This window comes from Methylomonas sp. AM2-LC, from assembly GCF_039904985.1.
GTDB lineage: Bacteria > Pseudomonadota > Gammaproteobacteria > Methylococcales > Methylomonadaceae > Methylomonas.
Window position 1 is genome coordinate 4,471,182 of record NZ_CP157005.1, and the last position, 22,725, is coordinate 4,493,906.

Annotated in this window: 24 protein-coding genes; 17 read left to right on the plus strand and 7 right to left on the minus strand. The window is 42.1% G+C overall.

What is annotated here, in order from left to right:
• Positions 1-87: 87 nt before the first annotated feature.
• Positions 88-1,170: an AmmeMemoRadiSam system radical SAM enzyme gene (amrS, locus tag ABH008_RS19875; RefSeq protein ID WP_347987348.1), complete on the minus strand. Its 1,083-nt coding sequence runs from the start codon at positions 1,168-1,170 to the stop codon at positions 88-90.
• Positions 1,171-1,312: 142 nt separating this feature from the next.
• Here amrS and amrB point away from each other — a divergent pair, with 142 nt between their 5' ends.
• The 3 genes from amrB to ABH008_RS19890 are packed head-to-tail and all read left to right on the plus strand — an operon-like array spanning position 1,313 to position 2,865.
• A complete protein-coding gene (gene amrB, locus ABH008_RS19880) occupies positions 1,313-2,092 on the plus strand; it encodes an AmmeMemoRadiSam system protein B (protein ID WP_347987349.1) in 780 nt (259 codons plus the stop codon).
• Complete coding sequence (gene amrA / locus ABH008_RS19885; protein ID WP_347987350.1) at positions 2,073-2,663, plus strand: AmmeMemoRadiSam system protein A; 591 nt, start codon at positions 2,073-2,075, stop codon at positions 2,661-2,663. The genes amrB and amrA overlap by 20 nt, the downstream gene beginning before the upstream one ends.
• Positions 2,650-2,865, plus strand: coding sequence for a DUF2905 domain-containing protein (locus ABH008_RS19890; RefSeq protein WP_347987351.1), 216 nt, complete (start codon positions 2,650-2,652; stop codon positions 2,863-2,865). The genes amrA and ABH008_RS19890 overlap by 14 nt, the downstream gene beginning before the upstream one ends.
• Before the next feature lie 94 nt (positions 2,866-2,959).
• Here the strand turns inward: ABH008_RS19890 and ftsH are convergent, their stop codons facing one another.
• The 4 genes from ftsH to ABH008_RS19910 all read right to left on the minus strand — a co-directional run bounded on the left by ftsH (position 2,960) and on the right by ABH008_RS19910 (position 8,222).
• Positions 2,960-4,858: an ATP-dependent zinc metalloprotease FtsH gene (gene ftsH / locus ABH008_RS19895; protein WP_347987352.1), complete on the minus strand. Its 1,899-nt coding sequence runs from the start codon at positions 4,856-4,858 to the stop codon at positions 2,960-2,962.
• Positions 4,859-4,940: 82 nt separating this feature from the next.
• Positions 4,941-5,807 (minus strand): protease modulator HflC, encoded by an 867-nt coding sequence (hflC, locus tag ABH008_RS19900; protein WP_347987353.1) that lies wholly within the window; start codon positions 5,805-5,807, stop codon positions 4,941-4,943.
• Entirely contained in the window at positions 5,804-6,973 is a 1,170-nt protein-coding gene (hflK, locus tag ABH008_RS19905) for an FtsH protease activity modulator HflK (RefSeq protein WP_347987354.1), read from the minus strand. The genes hflC and hflK overlap by 4 nt, the downstream gene beginning before the upstream one ends.
• Before the next feature lie 115 nt (positions 6,974-7,088).
• A complete protein-coding gene (locus ABH008_RS19910; protein ID WP_347987355.1) occupies positions 7,089-8,222 on the minus strand; it encodes a sigma-70 family RNA polymerase sigma factor in 1,134 nt (377 codons plus the stop codon).
• Positions 8,223-8,769: 547 nt separating this feature from the next.
• Between ABH008_RS19910 and ABH008_RS19915 the strand changes: the two genes are divergently transcribed.
• Genes ABH008_RS19915 through ABH008_RS19955 form a run of 9 tightly spaced genes read left to right on the plus strand, consistent with a single transcriptional unit; the run spans position 8,770 to position 18,146 of the window.
• Complete coding sequence (locus ABH008_RS19915; protein WP_347987356.1) at positions 8,770-9,747, plus strand: hypothetical protein; 978 nt, start codon at positions 8,770-8,772, stop codon at positions 9,745-9,747.
• A complete protein-coding gene (locus ABH008_RS19920; RefSeq protein ID WP_347987357.1) occupies positions 9,744-10,370 on the plus strand; it encodes a PilN domain-containing protein in 627 nt (208 codons plus the stop codon). The genes ABH008_RS19915 and ABH008_RS19920 overlap by 4 nt, the downstream gene beginning before the upstream one ends.
• Entirely contained in the window at positions 10,354-10,998 is a 645-nt protein-coding gene (locus ABH008_RS19925) for a hypothetical protein (protein WP_347987358.1), read from the plus strand. Before ABH008_RS19920 ends, ABH008_RS19925 begins: the two co-directional genes overlap by 17 nt.
• A complete protein-coding gene (locus tag ABH008_RS19930; RefSeq protein WP_347987359.1) occupies positions 10,991-11,320 on the plus strand; it encodes a hypothetical protein in 330 nt (109 codons plus the stop codon). Before ABH008_RS19925 ends, ABH008_RS19930 begins: the two co-directional genes overlap by 8 nt.
• Before the next feature lie 5 nt (positions 11,321-11,325).
• Positions 11,326-13,032, plus strand: coding sequence for a secretin N-terminal domain-containing protein (locus tag ABH008_RS19935; protein WP_347987360.1), 1,707 nt, complete (start codon positions 11,326-11,328; stop codon positions 13,030-13,032).
• A 34-nt stretch (positions 13,033-13,066) separates the two neighbouring features.
• Positions 13,067-13,972 carry an AAA family ATPase gene (locus tag ABH008_RS19940; RefSeq protein ID WP_347987361.1) on the plus strand — a complete coding sequence of 302 codons (906 nt, stop codon included), beginning with the start codon at positions 13,067-13,069 and terminating at the stop codon, positions 13,970-13,972.
• The gene (locus ABH008_RS19945; protein ID WP_347987362.1) at positions 13,969-15,219 is read left to right on the plus strand and encodes a hypothetical protein; all 1,251 of its coding nucleotides are present in this window, start codon (positions 13,969-13,971) and stop codon (positions 15,217-15,219) included. Before ABH008_RS19940 ends, ABH008_RS19945 begins: the two co-directional genes overlap by 4 nt.
• A gap of 7 nt (positions 15,220-15,226) precedes the next feature.
• Positions 15,227-16,924 carry a GspE/PulE family protein gene (locus ABH008_RS19950; RefSeq protein ID WP_347987363.1) on the plus strand — a complete coding sequence of 566 codons (1,698 nt, stop codon included), beginning with the start codon at positions 15,227-15,229 and terminating at the stop codon, positions 16,922-16,924.
• Between the two features lies 1 nt (position 16,925).
• The gene (locus ABH008_RS19955; protein WP_347987364.1) at positions 16,926-18,146 is read left to right on the plus strand and encodes a type II secretion system F family protein; all 1,221 of its coding nucleotides are present in this window, start codon (positions 16,926-16,928) and stop codon (positions 18,144-18,146) included.
• 48 nt (positions 18,147-18,194) lie between these two features.
• Here the strand turns inward: ABH008_RS19955 and ABH008_RS19960 are convergent, their stop codons facing one another.
• Together ABH008_RS19960 and ABH008_RS19965 are read right to left on the minus strand one after the other, a co-directional pair.
• Positions 18,195-18,425, minus strand: coding sequence for a hypothetical protein (locus tag ABH008_RS19960; RefSeq protein WP_347987365.1), 231 nt, complete (start codon positions 18,423-18,425; stop codon positions 18,195-18,197).
• A gap of 233 nt (positions 18,426-18,658) precedes the next feature.
• On the minus strand, positions 18,659-19,831 hold the full coding sequence (locus tag ABH008_RS19965) for an integrase (protein WP_347987366.1): 1,173 nt from the start codon (positions 19,829-19,831) through the stop codon (positions 18,659-18,661).
• A 178-nt stretch (positions 19,832-20,009) separates the two neighbouring features.
• Between ABH008_RS19965 and ABH008_RS19970 the strand changes: the two genes are divergently transcribed.
• The 5 genes from ABH008_RS19970 to ABH008_RS19990 are packed head-to-tail and all read left to right on the plus strand — an operon-like array spanning position 20,010 to position 22,620.
• Positions 20,010-20,459, plus strand: coding sequence for a type II secretion system protein (locus ABH008_RS19970; RefSeq protein ID WP_347987367.1), 450 nt, complete (start codon positions 20,010-20,012; stop codon positions 20,457-20,459).
• Positions 20,460-20,507: 48 nt separating this feature from the next.
• Positions 20,508-20,996 carry a type II secretion system protein gene (locus ABH008_RS19975; RefSeq protein WP_347987368.1) on the plus strand — a complete coding sequence of 163 codons (489 nt, stop codon included), beginning with the start codon at positions 20,508-20,510 and terminating at the stop codon, positions 20,994-20,996.
• The gene (locus tag ABH008_RS19980) at positions 20,986-21,432 is read left to right on the plus strand and encodes a prepilin-type N-terminal cleavage/methylation domain-containing protein (protein WP_347987369.1); all 447 of its coding nucleotides are present in this window, start codon (positions 20,986-20,988) and stop codon (positions 21,430-21,432) included. Before ABH008_RS19975 ends, ABH008_RS19980 begins: the two co-directional genes overlap by 11 nt.
• Before the next feature lies 1 nt (position 21,433).
• Complete coding sequence (locus tag ABH008_RS19985) at positions 21,434-22,225, plus strand: type II secretion system protein (RefSeq protein ID WP_347987370.1); 792 nt, start codon at positions 21,434-21,436, stop codon at positions 22,223-22,225.
• A complete protein-coding gene (locus tag ABH008_RS19990) occupies positions 22,222-22,620 on the plus strand; it encodes a hypothetical protein (protein ID WP_347987371.1) in 399 nt (132 codons plus the stop codon). The genes ABH008_RS19985 and ABH008_RS19990 overlap by 4 nt, the downstream gene beginning before the upstream one ends.
• The last annotated feature ends 105 nt before the right edge of the window (positions 22,621-22,725 follow it).

The window sequence follows — 22,725 nt, forward strand, 5'->3', positions numbered from 1 at the left end:
CCGTCACAAACAGATTTAAGCTATTGATTTATTTTAAAATTTTAACCATCAAGAACAATCCTATTCTTACACTTTAAAAGCATCACTTTAAAAGTGCAACACCTGCCTTTTTGCTCCCCAATTGCCCGCTTGTGCTTTGAAAACTCCTGCGCATTGACAGCCACAAAACCGACAGTTACTGGCACTATCCAGATTCCACACTAATAATTCATAACCCTCTCGAACAATTAATGGATTTCTGCAATGGTGACAATAGGTACTACCAGCCATGGTGTCTTTAATGTTACCAACATAAGCGTAATGGACACCGTTTTTTAGCGCAATGCTACGCGCCATAAGCAATGAAGAGGCGGGTGTGCGGGGTTTATCCATCATTTTCCAATCAGGATGAAATGCGGTGAAATGCATAGGCACATCTGGACCCAAATTTTCCACTACCCATTGTGTCATGGCTTCCAGCTCTGCTTGGCTATCGTTCTCGCCGGGAATAATTAGCGTGGTAAGCTCCAGCCACACTTGCGTTTCATGCTTTAGATACAGAAGAGTTTCCAGTACCGGCTGTAAGTGGCTGCCAGTAATTTTATGATAAAACGTTTCGCTGAAAGATTTTAGATCAACATTGGCGGCATCCATCCATTGATAAAACTCCATACGTGGATCGTTACAAACATAACCGGCAGTAACGGCAACGGACTTTAACCCCTGCTCTCGTGCTGCTTTTGCGGTATCTATAGCATATTCATGAAACACGACTGGATCATTATAAGTATATGCCACACTACTGCAACCATGAGCCACTGCAGCCTCAACAATAGCCAGCGGAGAAGCCTGACTCATTAGTTTGTCCATATCCCTGGATTTACTGATATCCCAATTTTGACAAAACTTGCAAGCCAAATTGCACCCGGCTGTGCCGAAAGATAATACGGCTGTACCCGGCAAAAATTGATTCAGTGGTTTTTTTTCAATTGGCTCAATCACGAAGCCGCTAGAACGACCATAACTGGTCAACACAATTTGCTGTTTCAGGTTCTGTCGAACAAAACATAATCCGCGCTGGCCTTCTCGCAGCTTACAAAAACGAGGGCATAGATCACATTGAACCTGTTCTTGATCCAAGGTGTGCCAGTAACGGGTGCTCACAATATTTTCGCTGATTGCGTTTATCATGTCTTTGCTCCAGGTAGCACTCAAACATTTCAAGCCAAGCTTTAAATTGAAGAAATGCGCCCTTATTACTATACACTAGAGACACTGCAAATTTAATGTATTAATCGTTTCATAAGTTCCACTCAACGATAGGAGCCTTGCTATGAATAGAAAACCCGCAGTGGCAGGGATTTTTTATCCTGCCGAACCTCTACTTCTAAAGAAAACTATTGACGATTATCTAGCAGGGGCCACCAAACACGGAAAAGCTCCCAAGGCTATGATAGTTCCACATGCTGGATACATCTATTCGGGTTCAATCGCTGCTTCTGCATATGCTCGACTTATACCTGCTGGCAATAGCATTTCGCGCGTTGTACTGATTGGGCCATCACATCGAGTTGCTTTCCCTGGACTTGCTATTAGCAACACGAGTGCTTATTCCACACCACTGGGCGAGGTTATTCTGGATACATCAGCCATTGCCACGCTGGATCGGTTACCTTTTGTAAACTATATAGAACAGGCTCATCTTTTAGAACACAGTCTAGAAGTGCATATCCCTTTTTTGCAAAGTGTGTTGCCAAACTTTAGCCTAATACCTATTGTTACCGGAGATGCAAGCATTGATCAGGTTTGTGAAGTATTGGAATTGCTGTGGGGAGGTGATGAAACCTTGCTGGTGATTAGCTCTGATTTGAGTCACTATCATGATTATGCGACCGCCCAGCAAATAGACCAAACGACCAGCCGCTTAATTGAAGATTGCCAATATGAAATTCTGACGTCAGAAAATGCTTGCGGTCAACTGCCCATTAGTGGATTATTAAAATTATTGGCCAAAAAATCATTAGCCATAGAAACGATTGACCTTAGAAACTCTGGCGATACTGCCGGCGATAAACAGCGAGTAGTGGGGTACGGTGCCTTTGTCGTTAATTAAAACACATGCTCAGCAGCTTTTATGTTTGGCGCGGGATGCAATCAGTTACGGTTTAAAAACTGGAAATAAATTACAAATTAACTTGCATGATTATCCGGTTGAATTTGCACAACCGCGTGCAACTTTTGTAACACTGCATTGCCATCAGGAATTACGAGGCTGCATCGGTAGATTACAAGCAACTAGGCCTTTGGCGTTGGATGTAGTCGAAAACGCTTACGCTGCGGCTTTTTGTGACCGGCGATTTCCACCTTTAGAAGAGCACGAATTTAACGATCTTGATCTACACATTTCTTTACTCTCTAGCCCCGAAAAAATAGATTTTGTTTCAGAACAGGATCTTATAAATCAGTTACGCCCGCATATTGATGGATTAATATTGGAACTAGGTTCACGACAAGCCACTTTTTTGCCATCAGTATGGGAGTCACTTGCCAACGGCCAAGAGTTTCTGCAACATCTAAAACTTAAAGCGGGGCTTGATATGGACTTTTGGTCCGATAACATCTGTGCCTATCGATATAGCGTTGAATCAATTCCTAACAGCGGTGAAGAACATGGAACCGAGTAAAATTTTAGTTACTTTGGGTAGTGTAATCCTGTTGACTGGTTTAGTTTTGACCTATCTACCCTGGTTATTAAACTGGTTTGGAAAACTACCTGGGGATATTAAAATTCAGAATGAGCATAGTTTTATTTTTATCCCCATCACCTCCATGTTGATAGTGAGTTTAGTATTAACGGTTATTGTTAATTTATTTTTTCGTAAATAACAATCTCTAGCTTTTTGCATATTTTGCACAGCACTGGTTTTGTACAACTGTCTTTCTGGCAGAGATTAACTCTGCCAGGCTTTGATTTCTATCTTTAAGATAACACAACCGTTGTTTCGCCACTGACAGGTGTCTGAATTTCTTCAACACTGGCCACTTCCTCCGACACTTTTTCCTCAATCACTTCAGGTTCTGGGGGTGCTAGTTTTTGGCCTTGCATTAACAGGTCAATCTGATATTTATCGATGGTTTCCCATTCCAGCAGCGCATGGGCCATATTATGCAAAATCTCGATATTGTCTTTGAGTATGGTTTCTGCACGCTGATAATTGCTGTCTATCACCTGACGGATTTCTTCGTCTATCATATTTGACATCTGTTCTGACATAGGTTTGGCTTGCGGGCCCATATAACTGCCTTCGCTATCGCCATAATCCATAGGTCCCAATCGATCAGACAAGCCCCATTTGGTGACCATATTGCGTGCCAATTGCGTGGCGCGCATGATGTCGTTGGATGCGCCTGTGGTCACTTTGTTTTTGCCATAGATCAGCGCTTCGGCTACCCGGCCACCAAACAGACTGGAAATTTGGCCTTCCAGTTTGTCTTTATTGGCACTGTACTGGTCACGCTCCGGCAGGAACATGGTAATACCCAAGGCACCACCACGCGGCATGATGCTGACTTTATACACCGGGTCGTGTTCGGGAACATTTCGACCCACGATAGCGTGACCGGCTTCGTGGTAGGCGGTCATTAATAAATCTTCACGACTCATGACCATGGTGCGTTTTTCGGCACCCATAATCATTTTGTCGCGGGCTTTATCCAAATCGTGCATGGTTACTACGCGCTGATTTTTGCGGGCGGCAAACAAAGCGCCTTCGTTGATCAGATTAGCCAGTTCCGCACCGGAAAAGCCAGGTGTGCCACGTGCCAAGTCGTTAATATTCACATCGTCGGCCAGTGGCACTTTATCGCCATGCACTTTCAGTATTTGTTCACGACCTTTAATGTCGGGTAATCCCACTTGTACCTGCCGATCAAAACGGCCTGGGCGTAGTAAGGCTTTGTCCAATACATCGGCTCGGTTGGTGGCGGCAATAACAATAATGCCTTCGTTACCGCTAAAGCCGTCCATCTCGACGAGCAATTGATTTAGGGTTTGTTCGCGTTCGTCGTTTCCGCCACCCATACCACTGGCGCCACGTTGCCGACCCACGGCATCAATTTCATCGATAAAAATAATGCACGGTGCGCGTTTTTTGGCTTGTTCAAACATATCCCGCACCCGCGAGGCACCCACACCGACAAACATTTCTACAAAATCCGAGCCGGAGATTGAAAAGAATGGTACCCCCGCTTCACCCGCTATAGCACGAGCCAGCAAAGTTTTACCGGTACCGGGAGGCCCCACCATTAACACGCCGCGTGGAATTTTGCCGCCCAATACTTCATATTTACCGGGATCTTTCAGGAAATCGACCATTTCGACGACATCTTGTTTGGCCTCTTCCACACCGGCTACATCTTTGAAACGCACTTTAACCTGATCTTCGGCCATGAGTTTGGCGCGGCTTTTTCCAAAGCTGTTTTGGCCGCCACCCCCCATCATTTGCTGCTTGCGCATAAAATAAACCAATACTGCAATTAACAGTAAGGTAGGAGCCCAGGAAATAATAATCGCCATCAGAGTAGATTGCTGTTGCGGTTTTTCTACCTTGATCTTGACGCCAAACTCCAGAAGCTCATCTATCAGACGTGCGTCATTAGGATTATAGGTGGAAAAACGTGTGCCGTTTTGACGACGACCATCCACATAATTGCCATCGATTATTACTTCGGTAACGACTTTATTGCGTACATCCTCAATAAAATCTGAATAGGAAATCTCATAATGAGGATCATAATCGGGTAAAGAACGGTTTAGCACCGTATAAATACCCATTACCACCGCAAGTATGATAATCAGAATGGTGAATATTTTTTTCATAGCACTGCGCTCCTAATAGAACAGCGGTGAATTAAGACTATAAATTCTGAACGATTAGCTTGAAATTGGTCAGTCATTACAGCTATTTTTCACTATTATAGTATTTAAAAAAGTCCGAATCGGGTTTTAACACCAAGGTATCGTCGGTTTTTTCAAAAGCGGTTTGGTAAGCCAGCAAGCTTCGATAAAACGCATAGAACTCAGGGTTTTTTCCGTAGCTTTTCGCATAAATTTCAGCCGATTGCGCATCGCCATGTCCTCGCACATTCTCGGCATCGCGTTGTGCATTGGCAAGTAACACTTGTCTTTGCTTATCCGCTTCAGCACTGATTAATTCGGCTTGTTCTGCACCTTGCGAACGAAACTCCCGCGCTACCCGTTCACGTTCAGCACGCATACGTTGAAATACCGAACTGCTCACTTCAGGTGGCAAATCTATACGTTTGATACGAATATCGATCATTTCTATACCAAATTTCTCTGCTACGGGTGATAGTTTGTCCATCAGCGTTTTACGCAGTTCGCTACGATCTTCAGAAATGAGCTGTTTAATGGTGCGCAAACCAAATTCACCGCGTATGGCGTCTTTCATGATTTGTTCCAGACGCAGATTGGCCTGATATTCATCACCGCCAACCGTGGTATAAAAAAGACCCACATCACCAATCCGCCATTTGGCGAACGAGTCGACAATAACATTTTTCTTTTCGGAGGTAAGAAAACGCTCGGACTTGGTGTCCAAGGTCAGTACACGCGCATCAAAGGTTTTAATTTTATTGATAATCGGCATTTTAAAATGAATACCGGGCGCATAATCAGTACTCACTAACTTGCCTAACTGGAACACAATGGCTTTTTCATTTTGTTCCACATAAAAAACCGATAAGTAACCTAAAATCAACACGCCGAAACTAACGGGTAATAGCTGATATAATTTTTTAGTACTCATGGTTTGCTCCGGCTAGGGCGTAATTCATTGTTTACGGGTACTTTATGGCTATGATTTTTATCGTCGCTAACCGCTTCGCTGTTTTGTTCAGATGCAGCGGATTGTGTCTGGTTACTTCCAACGTGACGACTGTCAGTCGCCAAAGGCATGTAAAATTGCGGTGCGTTACGTTCCGATTCCAACATAATTTTGTTGGCACCACTGTATAGCCTTTCTTTTGCTTCCAAATACAAACGTTTACGGGTAATGGCTGGATTTTTTTCGTATTCCACTAATAACTGCTCAAAGCGCTCCGTTTCGCCGGTTGCCTTGGCAATTTTTTCCATTTGGTAAGCGTCGGCTTCTTGAAGTAATCGTGCCGAAGCGCCACGGGCTTTAGGAATAATTTCGTTGCTATAGGCTTCGGCTTCGTTAATCAGACGTTGTTTATCTTCGCGGGCACGAATAGCATCTTCAAAACTACCTTGTACTTCTTCGGGTGGTTGCGCATCTTGCAGATTAACACTGGCGATGGTGATGCCAGCATGATAGGCATCCATTGTGCTTTGAATATCGCGTTTGATTTCGGCCACAATTTCGCTTCGTCCTTCAGTCAGTACATAGTCCATATCGCTTTTGCCTATCACCGCCCGTTCCACACTTTCAGTCAATTGTTTCAGGGTGCCTTCGCTGTCTTTGACATTAAAAAAATAGTCTTTTGCGTTATTGATCTGATACTGTACTGCCAGGCGCACATTAATAATGTTTTCATCCCGCGTCAGCATTAACGATTCTTGTGGAATAGTCGCTGCTTTGGCAAAACGACCTGTATCGCGATAGCCGACTTCGATGAAGCGCTGCTGCTCGACATTTACGATTTTAACGCTTTCTATCGGCAAAGGCAGGTGCCAGTTTAAACCGGGTTGTGTGGTTTCACTGTAGGCACCAAAGCGAGTGACGACACCGCGATTACCTTGATCAACGATATAACAACCGCTGCCCAACCATACTAAGATCAAAGCACCAACCAGTAGCGAGCCAATTTTGGCTGGTGTAAAAAATTGTTTGTGACTCTGGTAAAAATCATTACTGTATTGATTAATACGTTGCCAATATTTATCAAGTTCTATTTTCCAATCAGGTGGCGGATTGGGTTTTCTGGTATTATTTTTATTTTCGGATGACATATTTTCCTCTTTTTATTATTAGTTAGGCCTATATTGGCTCTTTATTTGTATACCACTGATCAACTAGCTGATAACAGGTGATTATCCTATTGACACCTGAGAATGTATTAACTGCTTACTGTGAACTTTCATTTGTCTCTAAAAATACGAGTAGTTCATTCCCAAATTGCTGATAGAGTTTTTTTAAAGCTTCATTTTGTATTTGCCTGACCCGTTCTCGGGTAAGATTAAGTTGATTAGCAATAGCTTGTAAAGTCATTTCTGTCTGATTATGCAACCCAAAACGCATTGTTAAAATTGCCGCTTGTTTTTCTGGCAACGAAGACACCGCCTGATCCAATGAAACCATCAAACTTTGCTTGATCAGCTCATCCAAAGGTAAATCAAACTGCTGTTGTTCTAATTTTTCCAGCAAAGTTCCGCTATCATCTTCTTGGAAAACTGCTTCATCCAAGGAATGTGTAGCTTGATAATAACTGCTAATGGTTTGAATGTCTTGCGCGGATAATGCACATAATTGCATCAGTTCGACATGGGTGGGCCATCGCTCGTTTTGAATATAGCTATTACGCATTGCCTCAAACACTGAACTGGCTTTTTCTGCAAGCTGTATCGGCAATCGTACGATTTTATCCTGATTGAATATCAGCCGAGTGACTGCTTGCCTAATCCAGTAAATAGCATAGGTAGAAAAACAAACGCCGCGCTCAGGATCGAATCTATCCACTGCTTTGATCAAACCTAACATACCCTCCTGCATCAGCTCGTCAACCCCCAATTGACTAGATCGGTACTTATGTGCAACAAAAGCGGTTAATCCAATATTGGCATTAATCATGCGCTGTCTAAGCTTTTGCAGATCGGAACAATAGCAAAACAGCTTTTGTTTTTCATCTGCATTCAGCGGATTTTTTGCTGTCGGCGTTATTAACAAAGTTGCCATTCTGATTAAAAATAGCGGCAAAAGATGCTGATACTGCTCCGTATCTTTGGCTGGAGGCAATATGCTGTCTATTTGATTACGGCGTTGTAATAGAGGGGCTTCTGCCACAGATAATGCATAACTGGCAGAGCCTTTTTGTAAAGGTAAGGCTAATTGCTCTGCTATAAACTGAGTAGTGTATGCATTTTCCATTAGAAATCCGCATAACTGCCGCCTAGCTTGCTCAAGTTCAACTGCAAGCAGCCATGCTTCGCTATCTGCAATCTGGCCTATTTGCTGCGCCAACACTCTGATGGTTTCCGGCATAGACATCTCCCTGAACTAACCTGATATTCCGACTATAAAATTTGGTTTTTGTTGCTTAATAATTTAAAAAACTTTGGACAAACTTGTATTTTAGAATACTGCGGATAAAGCTTACGAATTCATTGTAAAAGCAACATGTGGACCCTACTTTCGATAAAGATACATTTTCGAGTTGTCCATCCGTTTTGGCTGGAGTAAACGTAAGGATGGTCAGTAAAATTCAAGTTGGTCCGCAATACCCATTATTTGTAAAAGAACGGATAACCAAGCTAACGCGGTTAAAACTTGCACTCAGATACTTGAGGTTTTATTATATATACCAATAATTTAAGAATCATCCTTAAAAAACTACTACAGTTTATTAGCCTATAATTGCGATTTTGTTACGTATTGGACTGTACAAGTGCAATTTTTGCTATAAACTTAAAACTTGTATAAAAATTCAATCTGCCTAGAAAAGTGCAACAAACAAAATCTCACCTGTGTGTTGGTTTTGAAAAATTAATACGATTCGATTGAATTTAATTGCCTTCTTTACTAAAGGAAAATGTCCATTGTGCAATTATTGCAAAAATTCCTAAAAAAACCGAGCGTTTCTCCTGGTATTGTGGCCGTTAGTTTTTTTCCCAACGGCTTCACTATTGCTGTTACTCACTACGCTGAGCAAGCTCGTCCGCGCTTATTGCATTGTGAATTTGTTTTTGCAAGCCCCCAACAAGTACATGCCCAACTTGAAATATTGATTAAACAATACGAATTAGATAAATACGATTGTCATATTTTACTGAACCATGAACAATACCGTTTAATGGGTATTGATGCACCAGCAGTCATCAACGAAGAGATGAAACAAGCGGTGCAATGGCGCATTGCTGATTTTCTGGATTATCCCGTTAATGAAGCTGTCATCGACTATTATCCACTTCCAAAATCAAATCGCGCGAATAGTTCCAGACTACTGGAAGTCGTTTCTTGTACCCAGCAAATGGTGTTGGCATTGACTCAACAATGCCAACAGGCTGGACTAAACGTAAAAGTCATTGATATTCAGGAGACTGCTCTTCGTAATCTGGCCACACTGCTACGTGAAAACGAACAAGGAATTGCATTGTTGCATTTGCAAAAAGACCAGGGTTGTATCGTTATTCAAAAAAAGGGAGAACTGTTTCTGTCTCGCAAAATTTCCTGTGGCTATTCGCGCCTAGATGATGAGGGTGCCTATAACAGCGGGGAATTGCTAAATCTGGAATTAGATAGCTTGGCTTTAGAAGTACAACGTTCTTTTGATTATGTTGAAAATTATTTCGATATACCACCTATTACTAGCTTGGCAACTGTTTTAATGCCTATCAACACACCCAAAATTATAGACTTTTTAAATCGGCATCATGGTATTACGACGCGTGCATTGGATCTATCGGCCATTATAGACGGTGATATTACATTGGACGATACGACACAAAACCTCTGTGCATCAGTCATCGGTGCATCTTTGCGCCGCTTATTGGAAGCCAGTCAACTATGATTCAGCAAATCAATCTTTATCAAGTTAACGGGGATAACGGCAAGTATTTGCTCTTGAACCCTTATTTATTAAGTGTCATTGCTTGCTTGCTATTGTTTATAGTCATCAGCGGCTTTAGTTTAAACAACCTTTATTCGAACCAAGCCCAACAAAAACAATTAAAAACCCAATTACAGCAAGTTGATGCCCGTTTACAACACATCCAGGCAGAACACCCTAATCAACCAATCGATACCGTACTAAGTGAAGAACTACAGCAAACTCAAAATTATTATCAAAATTTGACACAAACCTTAGAGATGCTTGCAGATACACAATCAGACAGAACTCAAGGGTTTTCTCGGTATCTTCAAGCGTTAGCGAATCAGGCTGATCATAATATTTGGCTGACCCGTATTCAATTTAACAGCAAATCCGATAGTATCCGCCTGGAAGGCTCGACATTTAAACCTGAACAAATTTCACTATTATTAGAGCGTTTGCAAACCAGCAATGTTTTCAAAGGGCGTTATTTTGCTAAACTCGATATACAGCAATCCAAGGAGAATTCGGAACAATTCAACTTCAGTGTCAGTTCCAGTTTAAAAACCGAAGCGGAGGAATCTAATGCTGGCAAACATTGAATTTTATTGGCAGCGTTTTAATCTGCTTACCCAGCGCGAAAAATTGATGATAGTAAGTGCCTTCCTATTGGTGATTTGGGGATGCTGGGATAATTTTTTCTTCCAACAGTTGCAAACTGAAAATCAAACACTTGAAAATGAAATTACTTCATTACAAAATCAATTTGATAATAAATTAAAGATTGCAAATCAGCTTGAGGGAATCAGCCAGCCCAATCCGAACGATCATTCACGTATACAACTGACACAACTTCAACAGTCTGTGAGTAACTTGAAACAACAATTGAATTTGGGTGGCAAAAAATTTGTACCATCAGAATCAATGGCGCATGCACTTACTGACATACTCAAACAAAACAACAGGCTTAAATTAATTAAACTGGAAACATTGCCCGTTACATCCTTTGGTAATAATGATAAGCAGACTGACTGGCTATATTGCCATACCTTGGCAATCACTTTACAAGGTGATTATTTCAGCACACTGAATTATCTAAAAACATTGGAATCGCTAACTTGGCGTATCAATTGGGATAGCATGGATTACCAAGTTAAAAATTATCCGATTGCCGAAACCCATATTCAGGTTTACACCCTGAGTTTTGATAAGGAGTGGCTGGGTGTTTAAAAATGTATTAATTCTAATATTGGTGTTAGTTGCATGCAGATCGGCCTTTGCTGAATTGCATGACCCAACCATGCCCGATAATCTGCCGCAAATCTTAACTGTAGAACCAACAGGTATTTCTAGCCCTTTAAAATTAAATGCCATATGGATTTCCGCTACCAGCAGACGTGCTGTAATTAATGGTGTAACGGTTAAAAGCGGCCAAACCTTAACCGATGGCAGTCGGGTTATAAAGATACACCCACATTACGTGCTGATTAGAAATAATACTGACAGCAAAAAACTTTTTCTAGTCCCATCCGTTAAAAATCAGGTGAAATAATTCTAATGTACAAATTCATTGCCTTCTTTACTGCCTGCCTATTTTTACTATTGCCAGCTTGTGGCGAAAGACTTACAGCCTTGCATCCGTCGAACGTGGAAAATACTTTCCCAAAAGCTTCCTCACCAATAAACAAACCAACAACAGCACTTCCACCTGCGGCTGTGACTGATGCACTCCTGCCTAATTTCAATCAAACCCAATTGAATGATCGTCATAGTCATAATCCTGGAACATTTAATATTTCGGTTCATGAAGTTGAAGCTCGTGATTTTTTTATGAGCCTAGTTGTCGATAGCCAAGAAAACATGGTGGTTCACCCGGATGTTGCAGGACATATTTCATTGGAATTAAAAAATGTTAATGTCGCTCAAGTTTTGAATACTGTGCAAAAAGTTTATGGGTATGACTACGCTAAAACCGATATTGGTTATGTTATTTATCCAGCTACCTTACAAACCAAGATATTTAAAATTGATCGTCTTGACCTGCAACGCGAAGGCAGCTCAAATACGCGAGTATCATCTGGACAAATCAATAGCAGCCAACGCAATAATAACAATCAAATGAGTGGCATTGGCTTGGGAACGGGTATAGGAGCCAGTTCTGGTTCAACAACGCCCATTGGTAATCCAAATAGCATGTCTGCAAATAATTCCAATTCTGGAAGTTGGATTACCACCTCATCAAAAACTGATTTTTGGGATGAACTTCGCCAATCCATTTCAGCCATTGTAGATGCCACTCCAATTGGCGAAAACAGCGATGAACTGCATAATCCAAAAACAGGCACCAAGGTAGTCATCAATAAACAAAGCGGCATAGTGGTGGTGCGCACTCAACCATCGCAAATGCGTGAAGTTGAAAAACTAATCGAACAAACTCAAAACCAAATTGGCAGACAAGTAGCGATAGAAGCTAAAATACTTGAAATCACCTTAAATGACAGTCATCAAAACGGTGTCAATTGGGCAGATATTATCCATACTGCTCGTGCAGCGGTTATGAGCGGCACATTGCCAGCACTTGGAGCAGCAACAGCTGCGGCAGCGTTCACCATCGGTGTAAAATCAGGTGACTTTTATGCTTTTATCGAGCTTATGGAGAGCCAAGGAAAAACCAATATTCTATCCAGCCCGAGAATATCTAGCCTTAATAATCAAAAAGCTGTAATAAAAGTAGGTCAAGATCAATATTTTATTACTAACGTTTCCTCGAACAATAGCGTCGGTGTCACCAACGTAGTGACTCAAGATATTACCTGGACACCTTTCTTTTCGGGTATAGCATTGGATGTGACACCACAAATTGCGGATAGCAATAATATCACCCTACATATCCATCCATCCGTTACCCGTGTCACTAACGATATTAAACAATTTACTATAAACGACCAACCCAATGAAATTCCCATGGCGTTAAATGTAGTCAGAGAATCTGATAGCGTGGTGCATGCAGAGAATGGTCAGATTATTGTTATCGGTGGATTAATGCAAACCGACATTCAGGATAATCAGAATGGGGTATCTATGTTGGCAGGCATACCCTATGTGGGCAATTTATTCCGCCAAAACTCTGGCACTGGTCAAAAATCTGAATTGGTAATTTTGCTAAAACCCACTATCATCAATAGTAGTAATGATTGGGATGAATCAATTGAAAGAAGCCGCCAACATTTACAAGATCTGGAACAGAAAAAATTGTGGAAATAGATAATGGACAACAGGAGGTTGCTTAAGCACGACTATGTATCTAAAGCACTTTGGCCTAACTCAGCTGCCATTTAATCTGACTCCGGATACCCAGTTTTTCTGTGATTTACCCACGCATAGAGAGGCCCTAAATGTGCTGTTAATTGCACTGCAAGGTGGCGAAGGATTCATAAAAATCACAGGGCCAGTGGGTACTGGAAAAACACTGCTGTGCCGCAAATTACTCAATGAACTGCCTGCCCCGTTTGTGACTGCCTATATTCCCAACCCAGATATGGACACCACCGCACTACACCAATCAATCGCAGATGAATTTAACCTGCGCTACGCTCGCAGCAATGACCAAAGCCGTATTTTGGTAAAAATCAATAAGTATTTACTGCAAGCATCTCAACAAGGCCAAAAAGTGGTACTTATTATCGATGAAGCTCAAGCGATGCCACTTAAAACCTTGGAGTCTTTGAGACTGCTGACAAATCTTGAGACAGAAAAACAGAAACTATTGCAAATAGTCTTATTTGCTCAGCCTGAACTCGATAAAATCCTCCAGCAAAAATCGATTCGCCAGTTAAGGCAGCGCATTAGTTTCAGTTATCAATTGCAAGCCCTCAACAAACAGCAAATTCAGGAGTATCTACTACACCGTCTATATATAGCGGGGAATACTCATACCGACTTACTCGGAATTTTTAGCGCAACCGCTTTGCAGTTTTACACGAAGGGAATTCCGCGACTGATTAATATACTTGCGCATAAAGCATTATTAGCTGCTTACGGTAAAGGTCATAGTTCCATCGGTTGGCAGCATATCCATCTTGCGGCAGTAGACACCGAAGATACCCGTCGCCATTTAAATATTTGGTTATTCAGAAAAGTATTACCTTGGCTAGTGGTAGCGAGTGCCGTGTTTATTTATTTTCTCCCCCGCTTACCATTATGAGTTTAATCAACCAAATGTTACGCGACCTGGAAATGCGTAATAACAATAGACCAGCCAACTCGGTACTTGAGATCCATACCGCAGAAAAGCAGCGTTACACCAGCAATTTTTTAAAGTTATTACCTATTTTCACGCTGGTATTAGCTTATTTTGCCTGGCAACATTACCAAGCCCTGTTTCTTTCTGGGACCACTGGCAATTTAACGCAACTGCCTACCGTCAGTTCTGCCGATCCTCAGCCTATCACCAATACTCAGTTACAGTCTCAACCTCTATCTCAAGCACCAATAGTAACAGCAGCTAAGGCGCAAATTGAAGTTCAGCCCATATCGCAAGCTGAGTTAGTATCACCTGATCCAGTTAAAACTCAGGCTCAACCCTTATTAATCGAAGAAAAGGTGACTCAAGCAGCAACGGCTAACCTATCGCCAGAAAGCTCAGCCGCCGATAAAGCCTCAGCTAAGGTTAAAATTGCTAATACACTGCAAACGAATAACAAGCCATCCTTAGTTATTCATCCAGTAACGCACCCAGAAAACCAAACTCAAGCATCGGTTAAATTGGCATCGACAAAACCAAAGTCAGAAACGATGGGCAAACCCAATTTATCACCCGATAAAATCAACTTAGTGACCAACACTCTACAGACAAGCAATCTCATAAAACCAGAAAAACCCGTATCCATCTCAGAGCGCATAGCTTCACTCTTTTTAGCTGCTAAAAAAAATCCTTCCTTATCTAATAAAAGCGCCCAGTTGGAAACTATTTTGCAACTGAATCCCCAATTTCTACCTGCGCGAACACTCTTGCTTGAAACTCTGATCAAAAACAAAGCTACCAATCAGGAACTTAGTCGTTTTACTGATGATAGCTTACAAATATTCCCCCACAATTTACAGTTTAAAAAAACCAAAGCGCACTTATACATCCTGCAGAAAAATTTTATTGCTGCCGTAAACCTACTGGAAAATGACAATTTGGAAAGTACTTCCGACAGCGAATATCTGGCTTTACTAGCGGGTTGCTACGCACAATTACAGCGCTATCCGCAAGCAGCCAGTATTTACCTAAAACTCACACAAATCGAAGCCGATAAAGCTGAAAACTGGTTAGGTTTAGGTGTATCAGAAGACAAACTGAATCAAGCAAAATTAGCTATTAACGCCTACCAACAGGCTTTAGATAAAAATACTTTGCAAGGAGAAGTTGTGGACTATATTAAACAAAGACTCCAAGTTTTAAATTAACCACTTTATGGAAATATCCCCAAGAAAAATTCGCATTGGCGACTTGTTGGTACAACACCGGATCATCAGCTCTGAGCAATTGATGACGGCACTTGCTGAACAAAAAAAAACAGGTCGAAAACTGGGTAGAACCCTGATTGATTTGAATTTCATTAAAGAAACAGATTTACTCAATTTTCTATCACGCCAATTACAAATTCCGTATCTGGATATTTCTCAATACAAACGCAAACCGGAGGTTTGTAAAGAGTTACCTGAAAATCTGGCTCGTCGTTACCGGGCCATGCTGCTGGAAAGTAACGAGACAGAAGTATTATTGGCAATGGCTGATCCCAGCGACTTAATGGGGCTGGACGAAATTAATCGGGTATTGAAAAAACGTATTCGACAGGCCGTTGTTAAAGAATCTGACTTACTGACAGCTATCGATCAGGCCTATCGACGAACGGATGAAATCATCTCTTTGGCCGATCAATTAAGTGAAGAACTAGCTGAAAATGCTTTTGATTTAAACACGCTAATTTCAAGTAGCGAAGTCAATGACGCTCCTGTCGTAAAATTATTACAATCCATTTTTGAAGATGCTCTACAGACGAATGCCTCGGATATTCATATTGAACCCGACGAATCTGTATTGAGAATCCGGCAACGGGTTGATGGGGTTTTAAATGAACATGTATTAGACAATGTGAATATTGCTTCGGCATTGGTTGTACGCTTAAAACTGATGTGCGGACTTAATATCTCGGAAAAGCGTTTACCCCAAGATGGTCGATTTTCGATTCGGGTAAAAAATAAAACCTTAGATATCAGGCTTTCAACCTTACCTATTCAAAACGGTGAATCGGTGGTGATGCGGATTCTGGATCAATCCAAAGGCTTACTTAATTTGGATCTATTAGGGATGCCGGCAGAGCTTTTGAAGCGTTTCAAAGCTCATATCAATAACCCGCAAGGTCTGGTTTTGGTAACAGGTCCAACAGGTAGCGGAAAAACCACCACTTTATATGCGGCGCTATCAGATATTAACAAACCCCAAACCAAAATTATTACCGCAGAGGATCCGGTGGAATACAGTATTCCTCGCATTAATCAGGCACAGATTAACGATAAAATTGGTATGAGCTTCGCTAATGTGCTGCGCTCCGCTCTACGTCAGGATCCTGATGTTATTTTGGTGGGAGAAATTCGTGATCGGGAAACGGCTGAAATAGCTGTGCGCGCCTCTATAACCGGTCATTTGGTATTCTCAACCCTGCACACTAACGGTGCAGTAGAAACCGCTACCCGGTTATTAGACATGGGTATTGAAGGGTATATTCTGGCTACCGCATTAAAAGTGATTATTGCTCAGCGTTTAGTCAGAAAAATCTGTGACCGCTGTTCGCAAACAGTCACTATTGATGAAACTGAAAGTATCTGGCTAGAAAAAATGCTTGGTGCAGATGCTCAACAGATTACTTTTAAACAAGGTGTTGGCTGCCAACATTGCAACCATGTCGGTTACCGTGGACGTATAGGCGTATATGAACTACTTGAATTAGGTCACGAAACTTTGGATGCACTTAGGCGCAACGATTCATCTGCATTCGTAGCCGCCGCCCACAACACATTGGGTTTTAAACGCTTTTCCTTACAGGCGCTAGACTTGGTTAAACAAGGTTCGACCACTTTACACGAAGTGATGCGTATCTCGGAAGCTTAACATGACTAATTACCACTACAAAGCCCGAAATAGCGCTGGAAAGCTAGTTATTGGCACCTTGGAAGCTGAATCGACACAATTAGTGGCACAGACATTACATAATCGTGGACAGATTCCGATTACGATTGAACAAATTAAAGACAGCAAAGATTTATTGGAGCAACTTAACTATTGGCAAGCTTTACGTAATATAGACACTAACGATCTGATTCTTTTCAGTAGGCAAATGTACAGTCTGACTAAAGCAGGTGTACCTATCACCCGAGCGATTATCAGTTTGGCCGAGTCCAATCGCAACATTGCCATGAAACAAGCACTACAGAATATTTCGCAACGACTTGAAGCCGGACAAACTTTATCGCAAGCTCTTGCCCAGCACCCCAAAATATTTCCGCTACTTTTGATCAGTATTATTAATGTAGGCGAAACGACTGGAGGACTTGAGCAGGCATTTAATCAAATTAGCCATTATCTGTATCGTGAAAAAGAAACTCAGGGCCGGGTAAAGTCAGCTTTTCGTTATCCTATGATGGTCATTGCAGCTATTAGTATTGCCATGGTGGTGGTTAATATTTATGTTATCCCTGCATTCAAAGGTGTATTCGATAAATTAGGTGCCGAATTACCATGGCAAACGCGATTATTAATGTCTATTTCCAATTTTACCGTCAACTACTGGCCCTATCTCCTAGGCGGCTTATTGGCAATATTACTGATTCTTCGCAAATTTATCAGCACCCCACAAGGTAAATTGCAATGGCACTGGTTAATGCTGAAATTGCCATTGATTGGCAACATTATTACGGATGCCACCATGGAACGCTTTTGTCGCTCTTTTGCGATGATCATGCAAGCGGGTGTACCACTCATACAAGGCATTGCTATTGTGTCTAATTCGGTAGGTAATGAATACATTAGCAGCAAATTACAACGTATGCGAATAGGCATCGAAAAAGGAGATAGTATTAGCCGTATGGCGAAAAACATTGGCTTGTTTCCGCCATTGGTTATTCAAATGCTACTAGTAGGTGAAGAATCCGGCAATATCTCAGATATGCTGGCAGAGGCCGCTGAATTTTATGAAGGTGAAATTGATGCCTTGCTTAAAAATCTGGCCACGGCTATCGAACCCATTTTGATTATTATCATCGGACTGATGGTTTTAATTCTGGCTTTAGGTATTTTCCTACCAATGTGGAATATCTCTTCAGCCATGCATTAACCAACGGGTATAAAAGTACTGGTCGTCAGCAAAACGGTTGCTTTGTTATTAATTCGACGAATGTAATGTTTGACAACGTGGGCAAAGATGTAATCCGTCCGCGGTGCGAACCCAGCCAGATTTATCCAGAGACTGATCCAGTGAGGCTTCCAGCCAAGCCCTGCCATCACTAATGCGGCGACCAGAACGCTCGTCTAATCGAGTCGTTCTACGGTACTCGATAGATCTTAAGCCTTGCGGATTACAAATATCACAAAATATAAAAGTACGTATTGTCATGCTAATGAATAATTGTAAGTGGCGTAATAGTAAACGTATTCGGTAGTTTGCATATAACTGTTGTATGTCTACTAGTATAGTCTACAATTCAAGCAACTATTGGGTGATTTAGTTTACGATGTTGTGACGCTATACCTATAACCATAAACAGGATAACTGGCACTGGTACTAAAGGAATCTGTTAATATTATCCTTAATGACGCATTGCCTCATAGAAAAAGGTAACCCAAAGGTCAGATACGATGCCTCACATTAGGTGTAACCGAGACATGTGAAAAAATGATCTTTAATTGTTGCTCAATAGTGGCTTTCATTGCAAATGGATTAAGTTGATCATGTTGTTCTTTTAAAGCGATTTTAGTCGCTTCTGGAATTTCCGGATGATGCAGAATACGTTGGTAAGGTGTGAGCGGTTGGTGATATTTTTTAACGTATTTTGCGCCATGACGATGTTTCTCTTTCAATTTTAAGCTCGGGCAAAAGTGGTTTTGCAAAGGACACCAAAGCGAGCTATAAACGTCATTCATTAAGGCTACGAGCTTGGGATTGCCAAGACGATCATAACCAAAGAGCTGTCTGGCGTGAGTCCAGTTTTTCTGTTCAACATGGGCATTATCATTTTTCTTGTAAGGCCTAGAGCGAGTAAAAGCCGGTTTGCCGGGGTGATCGGTGAAATAGCGGACTAAATGGTGATTCAAAAATTCAGAACCATTATCGCAATCGAATCCGCGCAAGGGGAATGGCAAGAGAGACTCAATGGCCTGAATTTGTTCCAGTACGCCATGAGAGCCCTTATTCCAGGTTGCGCGGCATTCTGTCCAACCGGTCACTATATCGGTCATGGTCAAGCTCCATACAAAATCCCCTAATAACGTGTTCCCACAATGGGCAACCGTATCGGCTTCCATAAAGCCAGGTAGCGTCTCATCCCAGTGGTGGGTGCGAATCGGGATTTGATTCTTTAACAAGGTTCCTGGTTTAGTGCCGGATAATCCTTTGGGATGCCTGATGCGTAAAGGCTTTAACAACCGATCTAAAGTCGCTGCCGAAATCTTGAGTAAATCGGCACGAACCGTTTCTGGCAGTGGTTCATAGTAGGCTTCATAGTGTGGCAACCAATCCGGTAACGCGGCCTTTAATCGTTTGCCACAAGCTTGGTCAATCGCAAACCAGATTCGACGCAAGGGTTCCATGAGTTGATCTGCTTGGTATTTCGGTTTAGCTCCCGGTCGTTTGCGTGGCGGCGCTTTTTCTAATTTGCGATTTAACAAGCGGATCGCGTACTTGCGGGCATAACCACAGACCTCGCAGAATTCGTTTAAAATCGCTTGTTTTCCAAGCTTATCGCTTTGATGATAACGCTTTAGGATTGCTTCTAAATATGCTTTGCGTGCCTGTTTGCCCATTGTGGTAATCCGCTTCTTTTCGGTTACCATTAATGTGAGGCATCGATACCTTTTTAAGCACCTTTTCGGTTACATTTAATTTGAGGCAATTCGATGAATATGGTTAAATGCATGTAATTGCTAGAAATCGATTAAAATCTCATAGTACAAAAAATTAAATATCTACAATAGGTGATAAATGAACCACAACAAACAATCAGGCTTCACATTAATTGAGCTAGTCATGGTTATTGTAATACTGGGTATACTGGCAGCAACAGCACTACCTAAATTTGTTAATTTGGGTACTCAGGCTAGAACAGCGTCCGTAAAAGCACTGGCTGGTGCGGTACAAAGTGCGGTAGCCATTGCTCAATCCACCTATCTGGCTTCAGGCAATCTCACCGCCACCAGCATCACCACTTCTGACGGTACTTCGGTAGCAGTTACAGTGGCAAGTGGCACACCCACCGCTGTAGGTATAGTCGCCATGGTAACTGCCAGCTCCGATTATGCAACAACGCCAACCACACTTACCGGCGCAAGCACGGTCACCTGGACTTATACCAATAGTCCAACTTCAGCAAATTGCAACGTTTTATACACCGTGGCCACAGGGCTTGCTACATACACCGTTAGTGGTTGCTAATGCGCGCCTAATTTGTCAGTTAAACCCGTTTTTGCATTTATTTTAAGAGTGAATTTTCAAAAACAGTCATTAAATAGGAATGGATTTACCCTAATAGAACTGATAGTCATCATCATCATGGTGGGTGTGCTCTCAGCAACTGCTCTACCCAAATTATTTAACTATTCGGTTTACCAGCAACGTACTTTGTTTGATGATACGTTGAACGCTATCCGCTATGCTGAAAAGCTAGCGGTAGCGACATCCTGTAATGTGATGGTGCAAATTACAGGTAACCAATTTACACTACTGCGACCTGCCCTTACTGATCGCAGCAAATGTACATCGACGACTAACACGGATTTTACACTAGCCGTGAGCAGGCCTGGCACGAGTGAAACCAGCTATCAAAATAGCGTTTCCGGTATTAGTTTAACATCCACTGCCCAATATATTTTCTTCCAGGCTTATGGCAATGCTTCGAGTACTGCAAGCGTCACTGTGGGCAGCCAAACCATCAACATACAGCAAGCAACGGGCTTCGTGTATGCGCCTTAGTCTGATGCGTCACCAAAACGGCGTTACCTTGATAGAATTGATAATGTCGATGATGATTATCAGCATTACCATAGTTGGCCTGTTCTCGGTAATGAATATCACCAATCGCCACAGCGCCGATCCAATTGTCACTCATCAGGCTATCGCACTTGCCGAGTCTTATATGGACGAAATTCTGCAACAAAGTTACAGCGGTACCGCAAGCAACATTCGCGCTACCTACAATAATGTTGATAATTACAATAATTTGACCAATTCTCCACCACAAACTCAACAAGGCACTAGCATTAGCAATTTATCCGCATATTCTGTGTCTGTCAGTGTTTCAACGCCTGTCACGCTCAATGGCGGAGTTCTTGCAAAACAAATTACCGTCAGTGTTAGCGGCCCAGGAAACACGCTGGTGACACTGGTTGGATATCGTGCGAGTTACTGAAATGTCGAATTACCAGTCTGGCTTTACACTCATTGAACTAATCACAGTGATTGTGATTATCGGTGTACTCGGCTCGTTAACTACTAAAATACTTACCTTGCCCGTTAATAGTTACCTGAATCTGCAAAGCCGTAACACACTCATTGATAATGCTGAATCTGCATTGCAAATGATGCAAAGAGACATTCGCAGAGCTTTACCGAATAGCATCCGCATTATCAATAGCGGAACGGCTATAGAATTTTTACACACCAGCGATGGTGGTCGCTATCGTGCATATCTCACTAGTACGGGTACAGGTAATATTCTTGACTTTACGAGTGCCGACAGTAGTTTTGATGTGATTGGGAGCCTTAGTGCCGCCCCTACTGGCTCTGTAGTCGTTTATAATCTAAATGAATTAACAGCCAATGCCTACGCAGGCACCAATATAGCCTCACTCAGTAACAACTCCACTAGCACAAGTATAGTTTTAACCAGCCCCACGCAATTTCCCATGCCATCCCCTCAGCAACGATTTTTTATTGTTGACACACCAATAACCTATGCTTGCAACTTGGTAGCCGGGCAATTGCTTCGTTATTCTGGTTATACCATTTCAGCCACTCAAAACGTCCCTCCCACTAATGCTGTCGGGCAAATTCAAGCCAACAGCATCAGTAATTGTTTATTCTCCTATGTGTCAGGCTCATCCAGCCGTTCAGGACTTGTTACTCTAAATATTGCTCTGGTTGATGGCTACGGCGCAACCAGTAACTTACTGCACCAAATACCTGTGGATAACGCTCCATGAATCAACAGCGCGGCTTCACCCTTTTCATGGCTATTTTTTTTCTGGTTATCATTGGTTTACTCGGTATTTACATGGTACGACTGAGTGGCCTGCAAAAAGAAACGGTCAGTTATGCTTTGTTGGGCGCAAGGAGTTACCAAGCCGCACGGGCAGGTATTGAATGGTCGCTGGCCACTATCAGCAATGGTGGAAACTGCACACAAATCACTGCGCAAAATCCCATGACCTTTACTGGTTTGAGTAATTTTCCGGTTACCTTAACGTGTACTAGCACGAGTTACTCCGAAGGAAACAAAACTGGCAACATCTATAAGGTTACATCGCTTAGCCAATATGATAGCTATAGTGCAGGTGATTATGTCGCACGCCAAATTAGCATTTCCATTTTGAACTAAACCTTACACAGAGCATTAGCGTTCTTGCTTTCGCATACTTATAGTGTAGGCTTTATGCTAATATTGCATTATTACAATTAAAAACACACTTTACTGGGTAATGTT